The sequence below is a fragment of the Micromonospora sp. NPDC047620 genome, assembly GCF_043205005.1.
Classification (GTDB): domain Bacteria; phylum Actinomycetota; class Actinomycetes; order Mycobacteriales; family Micromonosporaceae; genus Micromonospora.
On the sequence record NZ_JBIDDG010000002.1, the window covers coordinates 1 to 17,486 of the forward strand.

The 17,486-nt window shown below is 74.6% G+C and carries 21 protein-coding genes; 11 read left to right on the forward strand and 10 right to left on the reverse strand.

Features of this window, described 5'->3' with window-relative positions; translation table 11 throughout:
- The first annotated feature begins 185 nt into the window (after positions 1-185).
- Complete coding sequence (gene pta, locus ACGF5C_RS02265) at positions 186-2,255, forward strand: phosphate acetyltransferase (RefSeq protein WP_393295955.1); 2,070 nt, start codon at positions 186-188, stop codon at positions 2,253-2,255.
- Positions 2,256-2,384: 129 nt separating this feature from the next.
- Complete coding sequence (locus ACGF5C_RS02270; RefSeq protein WP_393295957.1) at positions 2,385-3,503, forward strand: acetate/propionate family kinase; 1,119 nt, start codon at positions 2,385-2,387, stop codon at positions 3,501-3,503.
- An 83-nt stretch (positions 3,504-3,586) separates the two neighbouring features.
- Here ACGF5C_RS02270 and ACGF5C_RS02275 read toward each other — a convergent pair whose 3' ends face one another.
- Positions 3,587-4,246, reverse strand: coding sequence for a DUF3592 domain-containing protein (locus tag ACGF5C_RS02275; RefSeq protein WP_393295959.1), 660 nt, complete (start codon positions 4,244-4,246; stop codon positions 3,587-3,589).
- 5 nt (positions 4,247-4,251) lie between these two features.
- Positions 4,252-4,422, reverse strand: coding sequence for a hypothetical protein (locus tag ACGF5C_RS02280; RefSeq protein WP_393295961.1), 171 nt, complete (start codon positions 4,420-4,422; stop codon positions 4,252-4,254).
- A gap of 156 nt (positions 4,423-4,578) precedes the next feature.
- Here ACGF5C_RS02280 and ACGF5C_RS02285 point away from each other — a divergent pair, with 156 nt between their 5' ends.
- The 4 genes from ACGF5C_RS02285 (at position 4,579) to ACGF5C_RS02300 (ending at position 7,209) form a co-directional block, all read left to right on the forward strand.
- On the forward strand, positions 4,579-5,469 hold the full coding sequence (locus ACGF5C_RS02285) for an alpha/beta hydrolase family protein (RefSeq protein WP_393295962.1): 891 nt from the start codon (positions 4,579-4,581) through the stop codon (positions 5,467-5,469).
- Positions 5,470-5,549: 80 nt separating this feature from the next.
- Positions 5,550-5,909, forward strand: a complete 360-nt coding sequence (locus ACGF5C_RS02290; protein ID WP_393295964.1) for a nucleotidyltransferase domain-containing protein — start codon at positions 5,550-5,552, stop codon at positions 5,907-5,909.
- Positions 5,903-6,088, forward strand: a complete 186-nt coding sequence (locus tag ACGF5C_RS02295) for a hypothetical protein (protein ID WP_393295966.1) — start codon at positions 5,903-5,905, stop codon at positions 6,086-6,088. The genes ACGF5C_RS02290 and ACGF5C_RS02295 overlap by 7 nt, the downstream gene beginning before the upstream one ends.
- Positions 6,089-6,240: 152 nt before the next feature.
- On the forward strand, positions 6,241-7,209 hold the full coding sequence (locus tag ACGF5C_RS02300) for an alpha/beta hydrolase family protein (RefSeq protein WP_393295968.1): 969 nt from the start codon (positions 6,241-6,243) through the stop codon (positions 7,207-7,209).
- Between the two features lie 49 nt (positions 7,210-7,258).
- Here ACGF5C_RS02300 and ACGF5C_RS02305 read toward each other — a convergent pair whose 3' ends face one another.
- From ACGF5C_RS02305 to ACGF5C_RS02315, 3 genes are all read right to left on the reverse strand, one after another.
- A complete protein-coding gene (locus ACGF5C_RS02305; protein WP_393295970.1) occupies positions 7,259-8,221 on the reverse strand; it encodes a zinc-binding dehydrogenase in 963 nt (320 codons plus the stop codon).
- Positions 8,222-8,322: 101 nt separating this feature from the next.
- Positions 8,323-9,498, reverse strand: a complete 1,176-nt coding sequence (locus ACGF5C_RS02310; protein WP_393295972.1) for an NADP-dependent malic enzyme — start codon at positions 9,496-9,498, stop codon at positions 8,323-8,325.
- A 138-nt stretch (positions 9,499-9,636) separates the two neighbouring features.
- Positions 9,637-9,987, reverse strand: coding sequence for a S24 family peptidase (locus tag ACGF5C_RS02315; protein WP_393295974.1), 351 nt, complete (start codon positions 9,985-9,987; stop codon positions 9,637-9,639).
- 83 nt (positions 9,988-10,070) lie between these two features.
- On the opposite strand from ACGF5C_RS02315, the gene sodN reads away from it, so the two are divergent.
- The 3 genes from sodN to ACGF5C_RS02330 all read left to right on the forward strand — a co-directional run bounded on the left by sodN (position 10,071) and on the right by ACGF5C_RS02330 (position 11,488).
- Positions 10,071-10,475: a superoxide dismutase, Ni gene (gene sodN, locus ACGF5C_RS02320; RefSeq protein ID WP_357462334.1), complete on the forward strand. Its 405-nt coding sequence runs from the start codon at positions 10,071-10,073 to the stop codon at positions 10,473-10,475.
- Between the two features lie 62 nt (positions 10,476-10,537).
- The gene (locus ACGF5C_RS02325; RefSeq protein ID WP_393296475.1) at positions 10,538-11,056 is read left to right on the forward strand and encodes a GNAT family N-acetyltransferase; all 519 of its coding nucleotides are present in this window, start codon (positions 10,538-10,540) and stop codon (positions 11,054-11,056) included.
- Between the two features lie 24 nt (positions 11,057-11,080).
- On the forward strand, positions 11,081-11,488 hold the full coding sequence (locus ACGF5C_RS02330) for an ATP-binding protein (protein ID WP_350703755.1): 408 nt from the start codon (positions 11,081-11,083) through the stop codon (positions 11,486-11,488).
- Between the two features lie 54 nt (positions 11,489-11,542).
- Here the strand turns inward: ACGF5C_RS02330 and ACGF5C_RS02335 are convergent, their stop codons facing one another.
- Positions 11,543-11,977, reverse strand: a complete 435-nt coding sequence (locus ACGF5C_RS02335) for a hypothetical protein (protein ID WP_393295976.1) — start codon at positions 11,975-11,977, stop codon at positions 11,543-11,545.
- Between ACGF5C_RS02335 and ACGF5C_RS02340 the strand changes: the two genes are divergently transcribed.
- Both ACGF5C_RS02340 and ACGF5C_RS02345 read left to right on the forward strand, forming a co-directional pair.
- A complete protein-coding gene (locus ACGF5C_RS02340; RefSeq protein ID WP_393295978.1) occupies positions 11,976-12,926 on the forward strand; it encodes a diacylglycerol/lipid kinase family protein in 951 nt (316 codons plus the stop codon). The two genes, ACGF5C_RS02335 and ACGF5C_RS02340, sit on opposite strands and share 2 nt — an antisense overlap.
- Positions 12,927-13,375: 449 nt before the next feature.
- Positions 13,376-13,633 carry a WhiB family transcriptional regulator gene (locus tag ACGF5C_RS02345; RefSeq protein WP_007072794.1) on the forward strand — a complete coding sequence of 86 codons (258 nt, stop codon included), beginning with the start codon at positions 13,376-13,378 and terminating at the stop codon, positions 13,631-13,633.
- Between the two features lie 97 nt (positions 13,634-13,730).
- Here ACGF5C_RS02345 and ACGF5C_RS02350 read toward each other — a convergent pair whose 3' ends face one another.
- From ACGF5C_RS02350 to ACGF5C_RS02365, 4 genes are all read right to left on the reverse strand, one after another.
- Positions 13,731-14,549: a sirohydrochlorin chelatase gene (locus ACGF5C_RS02350; protein WP_393295980.1), complete on the reverse strand. Its 819-nt coding sequence runs from the start codon at positions 14,547-14,549 to the stop codon at positions 13,731-13,733.
- On the reverse strand, positions 14,531-15,349 hold the full coding sequence (locus ACGF5C_RS02355) for a phosphoadenylyl-sulfate reductase (RefSeq protein WP_393295982.1): 819 nt from the start codon (positions 15,347-15,349) through the stop codon (positions 14,531-14,533). The genes ACGF5C_RS02350 and ACGF5C_RS02355 overlap by 19 nt, the downstream gene beginning before the upstream one ends.
- A complete protein-coding gene (locus tag ACGF5C_RS02360) occupies positions 15,346-15,504 on the reverse strand; it encodes a hypothetical protein (protein ID WP_393295984.1) in 159 nt (52 codons plus the stop codon). The genes ACGF5C_RS02355 and ACGF5C_RS02360 overlap by 4 nt, the downstream gene beginning before the upstream one ends.
- Before the next feature lie 67 nt (positions 15,505-15,571).
- Entirely contained in the window at positions 15,572-17,287 is a 1,716-nt protein-coding gene (locus tag ACGF5C_RS02365; protein ID WP_393295986.1) for a nitrite/sulfite reductase, read from the reverse strand.
- Between the last annotated feature and the right edge of the window lie 199 nt (positions 17,288-17,486).

Below are 17,486 nucleotides of genomic sequence, written 5' to 3' on the forward strand. Positions count from 1 at the left end.
CTGACGATGCCCAAACGTCAACACACCCGGCGCGGCCACCAACACCCCCCAGCACAACCAAGATCAGTTGCACTGAACCCTAGAAACCGCCCCGAGGCGGGCGACAACAACTTCATGATCAATGGCCCGGGCGGGTGGGGCTAAGGTCCCGGGCCGAGGAGGCCGCGATCTTCTAGGGTGGGTGCGTGGCTCGGAGTGTGTACCTGACCAGCGTGGGATCCGGCGGTGGCAAGTCGACCGTCGCGCTCGGACTGGCAGAGCTGTTGTCCCGGCAGGTCGAGCGGATCGGCGCGTTCCGGCCGCTGGTCGGCGGGCACGGCCCCGACCCGATCCTCGCCCTGCTCAGCGACCGGTACCGGATCGGGCTGCCGCTGGCCGACCTCAGCGGCACCACGTACGCCGAGGCCACCGCGCTGGTCGCCGACGGGCGGCGGGAGGAACTGATCGCCGGCATCGTCACGCGCTACCGGGAGGTCGAGCGGCGCTGCCCGGCGGTGGTCGTGGTGGGCAGCGACTTCGCCGACGGCGGCGACGGCGCCGGGCCCCGCGAGCTGGCCTTCAACGCCCGGCTGGCCACCGAGTTCGGCAGCGTGGTGGTGCCCGTGGTCGACGGCTTCGGGCAGGAGCCGGCGGCGATCGCGGCGGCGGCGCGCGGGGCGTACCACGATCTGGAGGACCTCGGGGCGACGGTGCTGGCGGTCGTCGCCAACCGGGTGCCCGGTCCGATGGCCCTGCCGGACCTGCCGGTCCCCGCGTACGCCATCCCGGAGGTGCCGACCGTGTCGGCGCCGACGGTGGCCGAGGTGGCGGCGGCGCTCGGCGCCACGCTGCTGGCCGGGGACGACGACGCGCTCGGCCGCGACGTGCTCGACTACGTGGTCGGCGCGGCGCACGTGCCGACGCTGCTGGACCACCTGACCGAGGGCGCCCTGGTGATCACCCCCGGGGACCGGGCGGACCTGCTGGTGGCGGCGAGCGCGGCGCACGTGGCCGGGCAGGTCTCGGTCGCCGGGGTGGTGCTCACCCTCGGCGAGCAGCCGGACCCGCGCGCGATGCGGCTGGTGGAGGGGCTGAGCACCGGGCTCGCGGTGCTCTCCGTGCCCAGCGACAGCTACGACACGGTGGCCGCGTCCAGCCGGATCGAGGGCCGCCCCACCGCGGCCAACCCGCGCAAGGTGGAGGCCGCGCTCGGCGCGTTCGAACGCTGCGTGGACACCGACGACCTGGCCCGCCGGCTGCGGGTCAGCCGCTCCGGGCGGGTCACCCCGCTGATGTTCGAGAACGACCTGATCGATCGGGCCCGGGCCCGGCGCCGGCACCTCGTGCTGCCCGAGGGGGCGGAGGAGCGGATCCTGCGGGCGACGGAGATCCTGCTGCGCCGGGGCGTCGCCGACATCACCCTGCTCGGGCGTCCCGACGACGTCGTGCGGCGGACCCGCGAGCTGGGCATCGACATCACCGGCGCGCGGGTGGTCGACCCGGTCACCAGCGAGTGGCGCGACGAGTTCGCCGTCGAGTACGCGAAGCTGCGCGCCCACCGGGGGGTCACCACCGAGCTGGCGCACGACATCGTCGCCCAGCCGAACTACTTCGGCACGCTGATGGTGCAGACCGGGCACGCCGACGGGATGGTCTCGGGGGCGACCCACACCACCGCCGCCACGATCCGGCCGGCCTTCGAGATCATCCGTACGGTGCCGGGGGTGTCGGTCGCCTCCAGCGTCTTCTTCATGCTGCTGGCCGACCGGGTGCTGGTCTACGGCGACTGCGCGGTCAACCCCGACCCGGACGCCGCCCAGCTCGCCGACATCGCCATCTCCTCGGCGGACACCGCCGCCCGGTTCGGCATCGAGCCGCGGGTCGCCATGCTCTCCTACTCCACCGGCAGCTCCGGGGCGGGCGCCGACGTGGAGAAGGTCGTGGCGGCCACGAAACTGGTCCGGGAGCGCCGCCCCGACCTGCTGGTCGAGGGGCCGATCCAGTACGACGCGGCGATCGACCCGGCGGTCGCGGCGACGAAGCTGCCCGGCAGCGCGGTCGCCGGCCGGGCCACGGTCTTCGTCTTCCCCGACCTGAACACGGGCAACAACACGTACAAGGCGGTGCAGCGTTCCGCCGGGGCGGTGGCCGTCGGGCCCGTGATGCAGGGCCTGCGCCGGCCGGTGAACGACCTGTCCCGGGGAGCCACCGTGCCGGACATCGTGAACACCGTGGCGATCACCGCCATCCAGGCCGCGGCCGAGGAGTCGTCATGAGCGAGCGAAGCGAGCGAAGCGAGCGAATCAGCAGGCTCAGTGCGACGGTGCCTCATGGCGGCACGCAGCGAAGCGGAGTGCTGTCATGAGCGCCCGGGTCGGCCCGGCCACCGCCGGAAGGAGGCGCCCGTGAGCCGGGTGCTCGTGCTCAACTGCGGATCGTCGTCGGTGAAGTACCGACTCTTCGACGGCGACCGGGTGCTCGACAGGGGCACCGTGGAGCGGGTCGGCGAGCCGGGCGGCGGACCGGCCGACCACGAGACCGCCGTCCGGGAGATCCTCGCCGGGCTCGACCTGGCCGGGCTGGCCGCCGTCGGGCACCGGGTGGTCCACGGCGGCAAGCGGTTCGGCGAGCCCGTCCTGGTCGACGACGCGGTGCTCGCCGCGATCCGCGACCTGATCCCGCTCGCGCCGCTGCACAACCCCGCCAACCTGACCGGCATCGAGGTCGCCCTGGCCGCGCTGCCGGACGTGCCGCAGGTCGCCGTCTTCGACACCGCGTTCCACACCACGCTGCCCGAGGCCGCCGCGACCTACGCGGTCGAGCGGGACACCGCCGAGCGGTACGGCATCCGGCGGTACGGGTTCCACGGCACCTCGCACGCGTACGTGTCCCGGCGCGCCGCCGAGCTGCTCGGCCAGCCGTACGTGGAGGTGAACACGATCACCCTGCACCTGGGCAACGGGGCCAGCGCCTGCGCGGTCGCCGGCGGCCGGAGCGTGGCCACCTCGATGGGGATGTCCCCGCTGGAGGGCCTGGTGATGGGCACCCGCAGCGGCGACCTCGACCCGACCGTCATCTTCCACCTGCGCCGGGAGGGTGGGCTCTCCGTCGACGAGATCGACGACCTGCTCAACCACCGCAGCGGCCTGCTCGGGCTGACCGGCGCCAACGACATGCGCGAGGTCCTCAGGCGCCGGGCGGACGGCGATCCGGCGGCCATGCTCGCCTTCGACGTCTACTGCCGGCGGATCACCGGCTACGTCGGGGCGTACTACGCGCTGCTCGGGCGGGTGGACGCGATCGCCTTCACCGCCGGAGTCGGCGAGCACGCCGCGCCGGTGCGCGCCGCCGCGCTGGCCGGCCTGGACCGGCTCGGCATCGCGGTGGACCCGGAGCGCAACGCCGGCAGCGGCGACCGGGTCATCTCACCCGAGGGTGCCGAGGTGACGGTCTGCGTCCTCGGCACCGACGAGGAACGCGAAATCGCCCTCCAGACGCGGGCCGTGGTCGACGCGGTCGGCTGACCGACCACCTCCGGCACGGCCCGGGCGGGTCGGTGCGTTGTTCCCCGCCGGCGGTCGAGGTCGGCGCGCGGTCGCCGCCGGCCTCAGCGCCGAGTCTTCCCGCGACGCCGCGCGGCCCGGGTGCGCCGGACCCGGTCGCGTCCGGGCCCTCTGCGGAGTCGCACGGGTGTGGGCCGGTCGAACATCCCCGTCGGGACGAGGGCCGTGAACACGAATGCCCCGCCCAACGCGGCGACCAGCAGCCCGAACGGGATGCCGCCCCAGGAGTTGAGGAAGAAGACCGAGTCGTCGGTGTTGCCGTTGGCGGCCACGAACTCCGCGGGGCGCTCCGGGTCGACCCAGAGCGTCATCACCTCCGGCGGCTCGTGGAGACAGCCACCGGCCGAGCCACAGCGGATCCGCCGGTTGTGCTGGACGCCCTCGTAGACGTACCAGACCCGGACCGTGTCGGTGCCGCCGCCGCGCCCGACGTTGTCGCGCCGGTCGGTCACGGTGGCCCGGACCGGAACGCCGTCCGCCCGCAGCCGCTCCGCCTTCGCGTGCAGGTGCCACTTGTACGCCCCCGTGGCCACCGCGTTCGTCAGCCCGGCGACCAGCAGCACCAGGCCGATGACGGCGGTGCGCCGGTGCAGGCCACGAAGGCGGGAGCGGAGGTTCCGCCACCGGCCCGGGCCGCGCTCCGGACGCGCCGCGTCGGGTGGCGCCTCCCCCGCGCCCGGCTCCGGGTCGCCCGGTGGCAGCACGCCGTTCAGCTCAGGGCGAGCCAGGCGAGGAGGGCGACCAGCACGACCGCGACCGTCGCCCCGCCGACGAGCAGCGGCGTGCGGGAGGCGCCGGCCGGTGCCTCGGGCTCGGCGGTGTTGGCGAAGGCGCGGAACGCCGCGGTGTTGCCGCTCGGGTCGGTGTGGTTCTCAGGCATGCCGGTGACCCTAGCCAAGTCGCTACCGCCCCGTAGTCCGTCACGCGCCGCCCGCTCCAGGTCGGGCCGGCCGGTGGACGGGATCCGCCCGGCCGACGGGAGTGTCCGGCCGGACGGTGGGGACGGTCCGGACGACCCGGCACCTACCGTGGAACGGTGGGGGCGAAGCGGCTGGTCGCCGTGCTGATGACGGCGCTGCTGGCGGGCTGCGCGCCGGCCACCGCCGCGCCTGGGAGCGGCGCGCCGCCGGCCCGTCCGGCCCCCGAGACGACGTACGCCGTCGGGGTGCGGACGTTCACCGTCGACCCCACCTCGGCTCGGCCGCTCCCGGTGACCGTCTGGTACCCGGCGGACGGGGAGGCGGTGGCGGCGGGCCGGTTCCCGGTGGTGGTCTACAGCCACGGGCTGCACAGCCTCCCCGAGCTGCACGCCGGGCTGACCGCGCGCTGGGCCGCCGCCGGCTTCGTGGTGGCCGCCCCGGCCTACCCGCACACCCGGCGCGGGACGCCCCGGTTCAGCCGCGCCGACGTACGCCACCAGCCGGCCGACGGCTGGCGGCTCGTCCGGCACCTGGTGCGGCTCGACGCCCGGCGCGGTGACCCGCTCGCCGGGCACCTCGACGTCACCCGCTTCGCCGCCGCCGGCCACTCGGCGGGCGGCTTCACCTCGGCGGGGATGTTCACCTCGGGACGGTCGGGGCGGCTGCGGGCCGGCATCGTGATCGCCGGCGGCGGCATGGCGGGCAGTTTCGCCGGCCCGGCGGCGCCGCTGCTGTTCGTGCACGGCACGGCCGACCCGATCGTGCCGGCGTCGGTCGGCCGGGCCGCGTACGACCGCACGGCCGGCCCGGCCGCCTTCCTGAGCCTGCTCGGTCAGGGCCACGGCGAGTACCTGACCCCGGGGCGGCCCGGCTTCGACCAGGTCCTCGCCACCACCACGGACTTCCTCCGCTGGACCCTCTACGGCGACCCGGACGCCGGCCGGCGCCTGCCCGGCGGTGCCCGCCTTCCGGGCGTGACGGCGTTCGAGACCCGCTCCGCCCGCTGACCGCCGCACCGGCCGCCCTGGACGCCCCCGGTACGGGTAACGCTCTGGTGCGGCGAGGGCCGCCGGGCTACGGTGCCGCCGTGGACGGTCTGACGGGGCGACAGCTCGACGGCATCGCCGAGCTGGCCGGGCTGGCGTCGACGGCCGGCGTCGAGGTGTGGCTGCGGGGCGGCTGGGCGATGGACTTCCACCTGGGCGAGGTGACCCGGCCGCACGTCGACGTCGACTGGTATTGCTGGCGTGCCGACGCGGAGCGGCTGGCGGGCCTGCTGCGGGCGCACGGTTGGCGGCCAGACCCGAGGATGCCCGTCCACCTTCAGCTCGACCTGGTCCGCGACGACGTCGAGGTGAGGTCGCGTACCTGGCGCGGGACGCGGCCGGCCGGGTGGTGGTGGGCGCCGGCCCGTGGGCGGGCACCCCGCTGCCCGACGGCATGCTGACCGGTCCGCCCGGCCGGATCGGCCCGCTGGCCGTCCCGGTGATCTCGGTGGCCGCCCAGATCGAGTTCAAGGAGATGTTTCCCGTCTGGATGCCGGGGCGCCCCCGCCGCCCCAAGGACGCCGCCGATCTGGCCCGCCTCCGCGCCGCCGTCGCCGATGCCCCGCCCGTGACCGGTTGACGCCCGGGCGACCGGCGAACCGGGCGAGCGGGCCCGCCTCGGTCGCGCGTCCGGCACCCGAGTCGGACGAGCCGGTACGAGCCGGTCACGCGGCCGGTGCGCTGCGTCGATCCCGGGTGGGGCGGGTGGCGCGGCGAGGCACAATCGGAGCCATGTCGCGTCGCGCCACCCCCGCCCTGCTCGCCACGGCCCTGCTCGCCGCCGGTCTGGTCGGCTGCTCCGCTGACGCCGGTCCGGTCGCCCGCCCGGCCGCTCCCGTCGAGTCGCCGAAGGCGAGCACCCCGGCGCCGCTGGTGCCCGCCGGCACCGCCCCCGAGAAGGCGTTCGCCGTCGGCGTACGACAGCTCGAGCTGAACCGCGACGGGGACCGGCCGCTGCCGGTGACCCTCTGGTACCCCGCGGCCGGGGAGGCCGGCGGGCAGCCGGAGCGTTCGACGGCGGCCGCCAGGGGGAGGTTTCCCGTCGTCATGTTCAGCCACGGCCTGAACGGGCGGCCGGCCGACTACGAGACGCTGCTGACCCGCTGGGCGGCGGCCGGGTTCGTGGTGGCCGCCCCGACCTTCCCGCACACCGCGCGGGGCGGTGACGGCAACGTCCTCGACGTGCTCAACCAGCCCGCCGACGTGTCGTACGCGCTCACCCAGGTGCTCGCCCTCGACGGCCGGAGCGGCGACCCGCTGCGCGGCCGGCTGGCCACCGACCGGGTGGCCGCGGCCGGGCACTCGGCCGGCGGGGTGACCACGATCGGCCTCTTCACCGCCGGCCGCGACGAACGGCTGGACGCCGGCGTGGTCTTCGCCGGCACCGCGCTCGGTGTCGGCACCGCCTTCGCGGGCGCCGCCGCGCCGCAGCTCTTCGTGCACGGCGAGGCCGACGAGGTGGTCGAGTACGCCGCCGGCAAGGCCGCCTACGACAAGGTGCCCTGGCCGAAGGCCATGCTGAGCCTGCCGAAGGGCGACCACGGCCGGGCCCTGCTCAGCGACGGCGACGCCCTGCGGGTGGTCTCGGACACCACGGTCGAGTTCCTGCGCTGGTCCCTCTACGGCGACGAGGCCGCCAAGCGCCGCATCCCCACCGACGCCGCCCGCCACGACATCGCCATCCTCGACAACCACCTCTGAGCGGCCGCGCCCCCGCCGGACGGCGAGCGGGCGCGGCCGCCGGGGGCCGTCAGGCGGTGTGGTCGACGACGACCTTGCCGAAGACCTCGCCGGAGTGCAGGCGGGCGAAGGCGTCGGCGACCCTGCTGAACGGGACGACGGTGTCCACCACCGGGCGCACCCCCCGCTCGGCGCAGAACGCGAGCAGGGCGGACAACTCGTCGGGGGTGCCCATCGAGGTGCCCAGGATCTCCAGCTGCATGGCGAAGACCCGGCGCAGGTTGACCTTCGGCTCGTGCCCGGCGGTCGCGCCGGAGACCACGATCCGGGCCATCGGCGCGGCGGACTTCAGCGAGTGGTCGAACGTGGCCGCCCCGACCGTCTCGATCACCACGCCGACCCGCTCGGGCAGCCGGGCGCCGGGCTCGACGGCGGTGGCGCCCAGCTCGGCGATCCGCTTCCGCTTGCCGGCGTCGCGGCTGGTCGCGTACACCCGCTTGCCCATCGCCGCGGCGAGCGCGACGGCCGCGGTCGCCACGCCGCCTCCGGCGCCCTGGACCAGCACGGCGTCGGCGTCGTCGACCCGACCCACGGTGGTCAGCATCCGCCACGCGGTCAGCCAGGCGGTCGGCAGGCAGGCCGCGTCCGTCGCCGCCAGGCCCGCCGGCAGTGGCACCAGGTTGGACCGGGGTACGGCGACCCGCTCGGCCAGCGTGCCGGGGATGTGCTCGGAGAGGATGGAGACGCCGCGCGGGTCGCCCGGGGTGGCGACCACCGGGTAGACGACGACCTCGTTGCCGTCCGGGTCCACCCCGACGGCGTCGCAGCCGAGGATCATCGGCAGCTGCTCCGCGCGCAGCCCCACGCCGCGCAGCGACCAGAGGTCGTGGTGGTTGAGGGAGCTGGCCCGCACCTGCACGGTCACCCAGTCGTCGGCCGGGTGGGTGGGCTCGGGCTGCTCGCCGACGGTGAGCGCGGCGAGCGGGTTGGCATCGTCGAAGCGGGAGGCGAAGGCGGCACGCATGATCGGCACGGTAACAAGCCGAGCGGGCGACAAGAAGGCTTCTCCCGGTGCCCGAGGTGTGTGGAGGGGCCCTTCCGTGTCGCCCGGGCGACACGGAAGGGCCCCTACGCTCAGCGGGTGACGCCGTCGCGGCGGGCGGCCTCGGCGACCGCCTCGGCCACCGCGGGGGCGACCCGGGGGTCGAGCGGGGACGGGACGATCGCCTCGGCGGTGAGCGACTCGGCCACGACGCCCGCGATGGCGTCGGCGGCGGCCACCTTCATGCCGTCGGTGATGCGGGTGGCCCGAGCGTCCAGCGCGCCCCGGAACACGCCCGGAAACGCCAGCACGTTGTTGATCTGGTTGGGGTAGTCGCTGCGGCCGGTGGCGACGACGGCCACGTGCCGGGCGGCCACCTCGGGGTGCACCTCGGGCGTCGGATTGGCCAGCGCGAAGACGATGCCCCCCGCCGCCATGCCGGCCACCGCGTGCTCCGGGATCTGCCCGCCGGAGACGCCGATCAGCACGTCCGCGCCGCGCAGCGCCTCGGCGATGTCGCCCTCGCGGCCGTCGGCGTTCGTCATCGCGGCCAGCTCGGCCTTCGTGCCGGTCAGCCCGGCCCGGTGCCGGCCGATGATGCCCTTGGAGTCGCAGACCACCACCTGGTCCGGGTCCACGCCGCCGGCGACCAGCATCTTCGTCACCGCCACCCCGGCGGCGCCGGCGCCGCTGACCGCCACCCGCAGGTCGCCGAGCTTGCGGTTGAGGAGCGTGGCGGCGTTGCGCAGCGCGGCGAGCACGACGATCGCGGTGCCGTGCTGGTCGTCGTGGAAGACCGGGATGTCCAGGGCCTCGTCGAGCCGGCGCTCCACCTCGAAGCAGCGCGGGGCGCTGATGTCCTCCAGGTTGATCCCGCCGAACGACGGCGCCAGCGCCCGCACCACCGCGACGATCTCGTCCACGTCCTGCGTGTCCAGGCAGACCGGCACGGCGTCGACGCCGGCGAACTGCTTGAACAGCACCGCCTTGCCCTCCATCACCGGCAGCGCCGCGCGCGGGCCGATGTTGCCCAGCCCGAGTACGGCCGAGCCGTCGGTGACGACGGCCACGGTGTGCGCGGCCCAGGTGTAGTCGTCGGCGACGCCCGGGTCGGCGGCGATCGCCTCGCAGACCCGGGCCACACCCGGGGTGTACGCGAGGGAGAGGTCCTCCCGGCTCGTCAGCGGCACGGTCGAGGCGACGGCCATCTTGCCGCCCCGGTGCAGCCGGAAGACGGGATCAGCGGGGTCCACGGTGGACGATGACATGGTGACTCCAGGATCTGTCGAGCAGACGGAGCGGCCGGCGCGGGCGCGAGGTGAGGCGCCCAGCGGCGACACGCGGTGCGGGGGTCACCCGGGCACGCCCCGAGCATAGTGTCGCCACCGTCACCGATGTGAGCGGGGTCATAACCGACGCCGACGCACCCGTCCGGGGCGGGGCCAGTAGCGCGCCACCACCCGGCCCCGCACGTCGGCCACCCCGTACGCCCGGGAGTCGTCGGTGACGAGGTCGTTGTCGCCGGCCAGCCACCAGCCGCCGTCCTCGGCGCGGACCGCGCGCTTGACCACGAGCAGCTCGGGGCGGCTGCGGAACACCGCGACCACGACGTCGCCGGGACGGACGGCCCGCCCGCCGGGGCGGACCAGCACCGCGTCGCCGTGCCGCAGCGTGGGCGACATGGACGGACCGGTCACCAGCACGGCGGTCAGCGGCCACCGCAGCCGGGGTGCCCCTGCCGGGTGAGCCACCCCCATCGGTTCACCTCCACCCGGCCTCTCGGCGCACGTCCAGGAGTAATGTCGTGGTGGATCATCGCAAACTTCCCAGGAGGATCCTGATGCGACTTCCGCGCATCCTTACGCCCCGCGTGACCGCCAGCGCCCACTGCGACCTGCCCTGCGGCGTCTACGACCCGGCTCAGGCCCGGATCGAGGCCGAGTCGGTGAAGGCGATCTGCGAGAAGTACCAGGCCAACACCGACCCGGAGTTCCGCACCCGCGCCATCCTGATCAAGGAGCAGCGCGCCGACCTGGTGAAGCACCACCTGTGGGTGCTCTGGACCGACTACTTCAAGCCGGCCCACTTCGAGAAGTACCCGCACCTGCACCAGCTGTTCAACGAGGCCACCAAGCTGGCCGGCGCCGCCGGCGCGAAGGGCGGCACCGACCCGGCCAAGGCCGACGAGCTGCTGCAGAAGATCGACGAGATCTCCAAGATCTTCTGGGAGACCAAGAAGGCGTGAGCCTCGCCGGTCCGCCGACGATCCGGCCGGCACGTCCCGGGGACGTGCCGGCCGTCGTCGCCATGGTGCACGAGTTGGCGGCGTACGAACGCGCCCCCGACGAGTGCCACCTCACGGAGGAACAGCTCACCGACGCCCTGTTCGCGACTGCTCCAGGTCGCGGCGCGGCGTCAGACGCCCCGAGCTGGAGCAGTCGTGGCCGGGCCCCGGCGCTCTTCGGGCACGTGGCCGTCGACGCCGACGACGAGCCGGTGGGCTTCGCGCTGTGGTTCCTCAACTTCTCCACCTGGGCCGGGGCGCACGGCATCTATCTGGAGGACCTCTACGTCCGCCCGGCCGCCCGGGGCACCGGCGCGGGGCGGCTGCTGCTGGCGACCCTCGCCGCGATCTGCGTGGAGCGGGGCTACCAGCGGCTGGAGTGGTGGATGATCGACTGGAACCCGGCCGCCGGCTTCTACGCCTCGATCGGGGCGCGGCAGATGTCCGAGTGGGTCCCCTACCGGCTCAGCGGGGACGCCCTGGCCGGCCTGGCCGCGCAGGCACGTGGCGGCCCTCACCCGTCCGGGCGACCGAGCGGGTAGAGTCCCCGACCGGGGGGATGAGTGGTGACTCAACTGACCGGGCAGCCGACGACCGACGACGACGTCGTGCACCTCACCGTGCCCGCGGACGGGGGCTACCTCGGGGTGTTGCGTACCGCCACCGCCGGGCTCGCGGCGCGGCTCCAGTTCGCCCTCGACGAGATCGAGGACCTGCGCATCGCCGTGGACGAGGCGTGCGCCATGCTGCTCGCCATCGCCACCCGCGACGCCGAACTCGACTGTCGGTTCGCGGTCACCGACGACGCGCTCACCGTCGAGGTGACGGTGCCGACCGTTCGGGGCGCCACGCTGCCGGCGGAGTCGTCGTTCGCCTGGAAGGTGCTCACCGCGCTCACCACGTCGGCGTCCGCGAGCGCCGCCGACGGCCGGGCCACCATCTCGCTGCTCACCCGGCGCGCCTCCGGGTACTGAACCGCCCGCCCCCGGCGGTGCGCCGCCGGACGCTCCGGCACCCCTGGCGGGGCGTCACTCGAAGCCGAGGGCCCGCGTGGTCGGGGTGCTCACCAGCAGCGCGGTGACGCCGAGACCGAGCGCCATCAGCGGCACGCCGAGCCAGGCCACCCCGCCCTGGACCATGAACCACCCCACCGGCAGCAGCATGAGCTGGAGCACGATCGCCGGGGCGCGGGCGCCCGCCCGCCGCCGGGCCAGCGCGCCGCCGAGCGCCCAGAGCGCCGCCGCCGCACCGACCGCGAACGCGGTCACCAGCAACGCCGAGGTGAGGTCGGTGGTGGTGGCGGTGAGATCGGCCCAGACCAGCCACGCGGCGACCAGCCCCACGGCGACCGCCTCGCCCCGCAGCAGCCGGACCGCCCAGCGGAGGGTGACGGGAGTCGGGTCCGAGTCGATGGTCACGCGCGCCACGATACCCGGGCTACCGCGCGGTACAGTGCCGCCCATGCGGGCCGTCCTGGTGGTCAATCCGAAGGCCACCACCACGAGCGAGCGCAGCCGGGACGTGCTGGTCCGGGCGCTGCGCAGCGAAGTCGACCTCTCCGTGCGCTACACCCGCCGGCGCGGGCACGCGACCGACCTCGCCCGGGAGGCGGCCGAGGAGGGCGTGGACGTCGTCGTCACACTCGGTGGCGACGGCACGGTCAACGAGGTGGTCAACGGCCTGATGACGGCCGACCCGCCGACCATGCCGGGCGCCGCCTCGCCGGCCGAGCGGCTCCCCGCCCTGGCGACCGTGCCCGGAGGCTCGACCAACGTCTTCGCCCGGGCGCTCGGCCTGCCCCGGGACTGGCCGGACGGGACCAGCATGATCCTGGAGGGCCTGCGGCTGGGCCGGTACCGGACCATCGGGCTCGGCCGCGCCGACGACCGCTACTTCACCTTCTGCGCGGGCTTCGGCGTCGACGCGGCGGTCATCCACCGGGTGGAGCAGGCCCGCCGGCGGGGCCGGGTTTCCACCCCCGCGCTCTACTTCCGCGCCACGGTCGCCCAGTACTTCCTCAACTCCGACCGACGGCATCCGGCGATCAGCCTGGAGCGGCCGGGCGAGCCGGCGGAGGGCGAGCTGGCCACGGTCATCATCCAGAACACCGCGCCGTGGACGTACCTGGGCGACCGGGAGGTCAACCCGAACCCGGAGGCGTCGTTCGACCTGGGCCTGGACGTGCTGGCGTTGCGGCAGCTCCGGGTCGCCAGTACGACACGGACGGTGACACAGTTCTTCGGCAGGACGCCCGACCCGCACGGCCGCCAGGTGCTGCGGCTGCACGACGTCGCGGAGTTCACCCTGCTCTCGGCCCGCCCACAGGCGTTCCAGCTCGACGGCGACTATCTCGGCGAGCGGGAGAAAGTCAGATTCACATCCATCCCCGCCGCACTGAGAGTAATCTGCTAGGTCTCGGGTACTGCCGTAGGTCGACGCGGCGACGACCGCACCGACCGGAGCGGCCGCCACACCGAGAGGCAGGTGCCGGAAATGTCAGCAATGTCACGCGGACTGTACTATATTGATCCTCGACTGTGGTACGCCGGGTAACCGGGAAGACGCCGGAATCCGGACAAATGGGTTGTGGGCTTGCTCACCGCCTGGAGTTTTTCCGAGCGCCACCCTTGACATCCCGAGCGTTCGTGAAAGTATTCACAAGCGAACTTGAGTTACCGGGACATTGCCTGGATATGCTCGACAGGTTGAGCTGTTCCAGCAGGTCCGCGGGGCCAACAAGAGCCTGCTCACGCACTGCCGAATAAGCGGACGCGAACCGTCACCGTCGGCGCTGCGGATGCATATAGGAAAAGCACCAAAGCAATATCTGCCACCCACCCAGAATGAGGAGTGTTGCCGCCATGGACTGGCGTCACCATGCTGTCTGCCGCGACGAGGACCCGGAGCTGTTCTTCCCGATCGGGACGTCCGGACCGGCTCTCCTGCAGGTCGAGCAGGCCAAGGCCGTCTGCCGGCGCTGCTCCGTGACCGACCAGTGCCTGCAGTGGGCGCTGGAGTCCGGTCAGGACGCTGGCGTCTGGGGCGGGATGAGCGAGGAGGAGCGGCGCGCCGTGAAGCGCCGCGGTGGCCTCCGGGTGCTGCGCGCTCACTCCGCCTGATCCCACGCACCACAGCTGCACGCCCCGGCCGGGTCCGCCCGCCGGGGCGTCTCGCTGTCCGCACCCCGCTCACCTACCCACCAGGGCGCCTTCCCGATCATGGTCGGGCCGTGACCCCGGCCACCCGGGCGGCGTCGACGCGCCGCAGGACCACGTCGGCCAACTCCGGGGCGTCGGTCAGCGGGGCGGACACCGCCACCGCGCCGGCGTCCCGCGCCGCCCCGGCCACGGCGTCGTGGAAGAGGCCGGGGGCCAGGAAGTAGGCCGACACCGCCACCCGCCGGGCGCCCCGGGCACGTAGCCGGGCCACCGCCGCGTCGACGGCTGGCGGGGCGGCCGAGGCGTACGACACCCGGGTGGGCACCCCGAAACCGGCGCGCAGCGCCGCGGCCACCCGCCCCACCGACCCGCGCGCCCGGGCGTCCCTCGTGCCCGCGGCGGCGAGCACCAGCCCGTCGAACCGCCCCGGCTCCGCCTCGCCCAACCGCCGGCGCAGGCCGGCCAGCAGCCCGCCGTCGACCTCGCCGTCGGCGGGGCCGAGCACGTCGGTCACCCGTACCGCGATCGGCGGCCCCGCCGCGCGGGCCGCCGCCACCGCCGCCGGGATGTCCACCCGCCGGTGGTAGGCGGCGGTGAGCAGCAGCGGCACCAGCACCGCCCGGGGATGCCCGGCGCCGGCCAGGTCCCGCAGCACCGCGGCCGGTCCCGGCTCGGTGTGGTCCAGCCAGCTCGCCAGCACCGGCGTGCCGGGCCGGGCGGTCGCCACCGCCCGGGCCAGCGCCAGGGTCGCCTCGGCGGCCCGCGGATCCCGGCTGCCGTGGGCGACCAGGACCACGGGGTCGGCCGCCCCCCACGGCCCGGGCGCCCCCGGTGCGGGAGCGGCCAGGTCCGGCCCGGTCAGACGTGCAGGCCGCACTCGGTCTTCTCGAACATGGCCCACCGGCCGGCCCGCGGATCCTCCCCCGCCTTCGTGCGACGGGTGCAGGGCCAGCAGCCGATCGAGCCGTAGCCCTGCCTGAACAGCTCGTTCACCGGCACGTTCCAGCGGGCGACGTAGGCGTCCACGTCCGCCTGCCGCCAGGCCGCGATCGGGTTGACCTTGACCTTGCCCCGGCGGGCATCGAAGGTCACCACCGGCGTGTTCGCCCGGGTCGGCGACTCGTCCCGGCGCAGCCCGGCGGCCCAGGCGTCGTACCCGGCCAGCGCCCGCTCCAGCGGCTCGACCTTGCGGAGCTGGCAGCAGTCGTCGGGGGACTTGTTGAACAGCCGGGGGCCGTACTCGCCGTCCTGCTGGCCAACGGTCAGCCGCGGCCGGATCGACCGGACGTTCACCGGCAGCGTCCGGTCCACCTCGTCGCGGACCTTCAGCGTCTCCGGGAAGTGCAGGCCGGTGTCGAGGAAGACCACGTCCACCCCGGGGGCGACCCGGGAGACCAGGTGGGCCAGCACGGCGTCGGCCATCGAGCTGGTGACGCAGAACCGGTCGCCGAAGGTCGCGGTCGCCCAGCGGGCGATCTCCAGCGCGGGCGCGCCCTCCAGCTCCCGCCCGGCTTCCTCGGCCAACGCGCGCAGCTCGTCCGGGTCACGACGCGCCGGGTCGCCCGGCTTCGGGCCGCCGACGCCGACCAGGCCCAGGCCCGCCGCGGAGACGAGGCCCGACGGGTCGCCCGTGCTGCCGGATCGGCTTCCCGGGCCGGGCGAGGCGCCCCCGCTCACCGGGCCACCGCCCGGCCGAGCAGGCCGGTGAACCTCACCGAGAACACCCGGGCGCAGGCGTGGCACTCCCAGGCGCCGTGGCCGGCCTCGCTCGGCCGCAGGTTCTCCTCCCCGCAGTAGGGGCAGTACAGCGGCGCGGAACGGGTCTCGCTCATCGCGTCACCCCGCTGTGGCCGGCGCCGCGACGGCGCTCCACGACACTCGGCCGGCTGACTCGTTCGCTCATCGGAGTTCCTCCTCGTCGACCCTGATCACCCAGTTGGCGAACGTCTCGCCCGCTTCCCGCCCGGCCAGGTAGCGCCGGGCGAGGCGTTCCACGTACTCCGGAAGCTCGTCGGCGGTGGTCTTCAGGCCGCGCAGCTTGCGGCCGAAGCCGGCGGTCTGCCCCTCGGCCATGCCGAGCCCGCCGCCGAGGTGGACCTGGAAGCCCTCCACCTGGCGACCGTCCGGGCCGACCACCAGCTGGCCCTTCAGGCCGATGTCGGCGACCTGCGTGCGGGCGCAGGCGTTGGGGCAGCCGTTGAGGTGGATGGAGATGTCGGCGTCGAAGTCGCGCAGCCGCTCCTCCAGCCGGGCCACCAGCTCCTCGCCCCGGGCCTTGGTCTCGACGATGGCCAGCTTGCAGTACTCGATGCCGGTGCACGCCATGGTGCCGCGCCGCCAGGCCGACGGCTGCGCCTCCAGCCCGATCTCCCGCAGCGCCCGCACCAGCGCGTCGGTCCGCTCCGGCGCCACGTCGAGCACCAGCAGCTTCTGGTACGGGGTGAGCCGCACCCGGTCGCTGCCGTGCGCCTCGACGACGTCGGCCAGCCGGGCGAGCTGCCCGCCGGAGACCCGCCCGACCACGGGGGCGGCGCCGACGTAGTTGCGCCCGTCACGCTGCGGGTGCACGCCGATGTGGTCCACCGGCTTGTCGGGCAGCTGAGGGGCCGGCCCGTCGAGCAGGGCGCGGCCCAGGTACTCCTTCTCCAGCACCTCGCGGAACTTCGTCACGCCCCAGTCGGCGACGAGGAACTTCAGCCGTGCGCGGTTGCGCAGCCGGCGGTAGCCGTAGTCGCGGAAGATGCCGACCACGCCGGCCCAGACGTCCGGCACCTCGGCCAGCGGCACCCAGACGCCGAGCCGCTGGGCCAGCATCGGGTTCGTGGCCAGCCCGCCGCCCACCCAGAGGTCGAAGCCCGGGCCGTGGTCCGGGTGGTCCACGCCGAGGAACGCGATGTCGTTCGTCTCGTAGGGCGTGTCGACCAGCCAGGAGATGGAGGTCTTGAACTTGCGCGGCAGGTTGGAGAACTCCTTGTCGCCGACGTGCCGGCGGACGATCTCGTCGACCGCCGGCGTCGGGTCGACCAGCTCGTCGCGGGCGACGCCGGCCACCGGGCTGCCCAGCACGACCCGGGGGCAGTCGCCGCACGCCTCGGTGGTCTGCAGGCCGACGGACTCCAGCCGGCGCCAGATCTCCGGCACGTCCTCGACGCGGATCCAGTGGTACTGGATGTTCTGCCGGTCGGTGATGTCGGCGGTGTCCCGGGCGAACTCGCGGGAGATCTCCGCGACCACCCGCAGCTGCGCCAGGCTGAGCTCGCCCCCGTCCACCCGGACCCGGAGCATGAAGAACTCGTCCTCCAGCTCGTGCGGCTCCAGCACGGCCGTCCGGCCGCCGTCGATGCCCGCCTTGCGCTGGGTGTAGAGCCCCCACCAGCGGAACCGGCCGCGCAGGTCCTGGGGGTCGATGGAGGCGAAACCGTGGTGGGCGTAGATGTTCTCGATCCGGGCCCGCACGTTCAGCGGGTCGTCGTCCTTCTTGATCCGCTCGTTGGCGTTGAGCGGTTCGCGGTGGCCGAGCGCCCACTGGCCCTCGCCGCGCGGGCGGCGCGGGGTCCGGGCCGGTCGGGGGGCCGTCGGGTCTCCGGCCCGGGCCGGGATGCTGCTGACCGCCATGGCGGCGTCCTCCGTTGTCTGGGGTGCCTCGGGATGCGCGGGCGCGGCGGCCGGCCCGTACGGGACGGGCTGGGGACAACGGTGTCGGAACAGCCGGCGCGTGGGCGCGCCCGAGACAGATTGGTCGGGCGTCGTCAGTGGGCCGGACAGATGGCGCTGCGCACGCGGCCGTAGTCGACGTGGCGGCGGGCCACGAAGC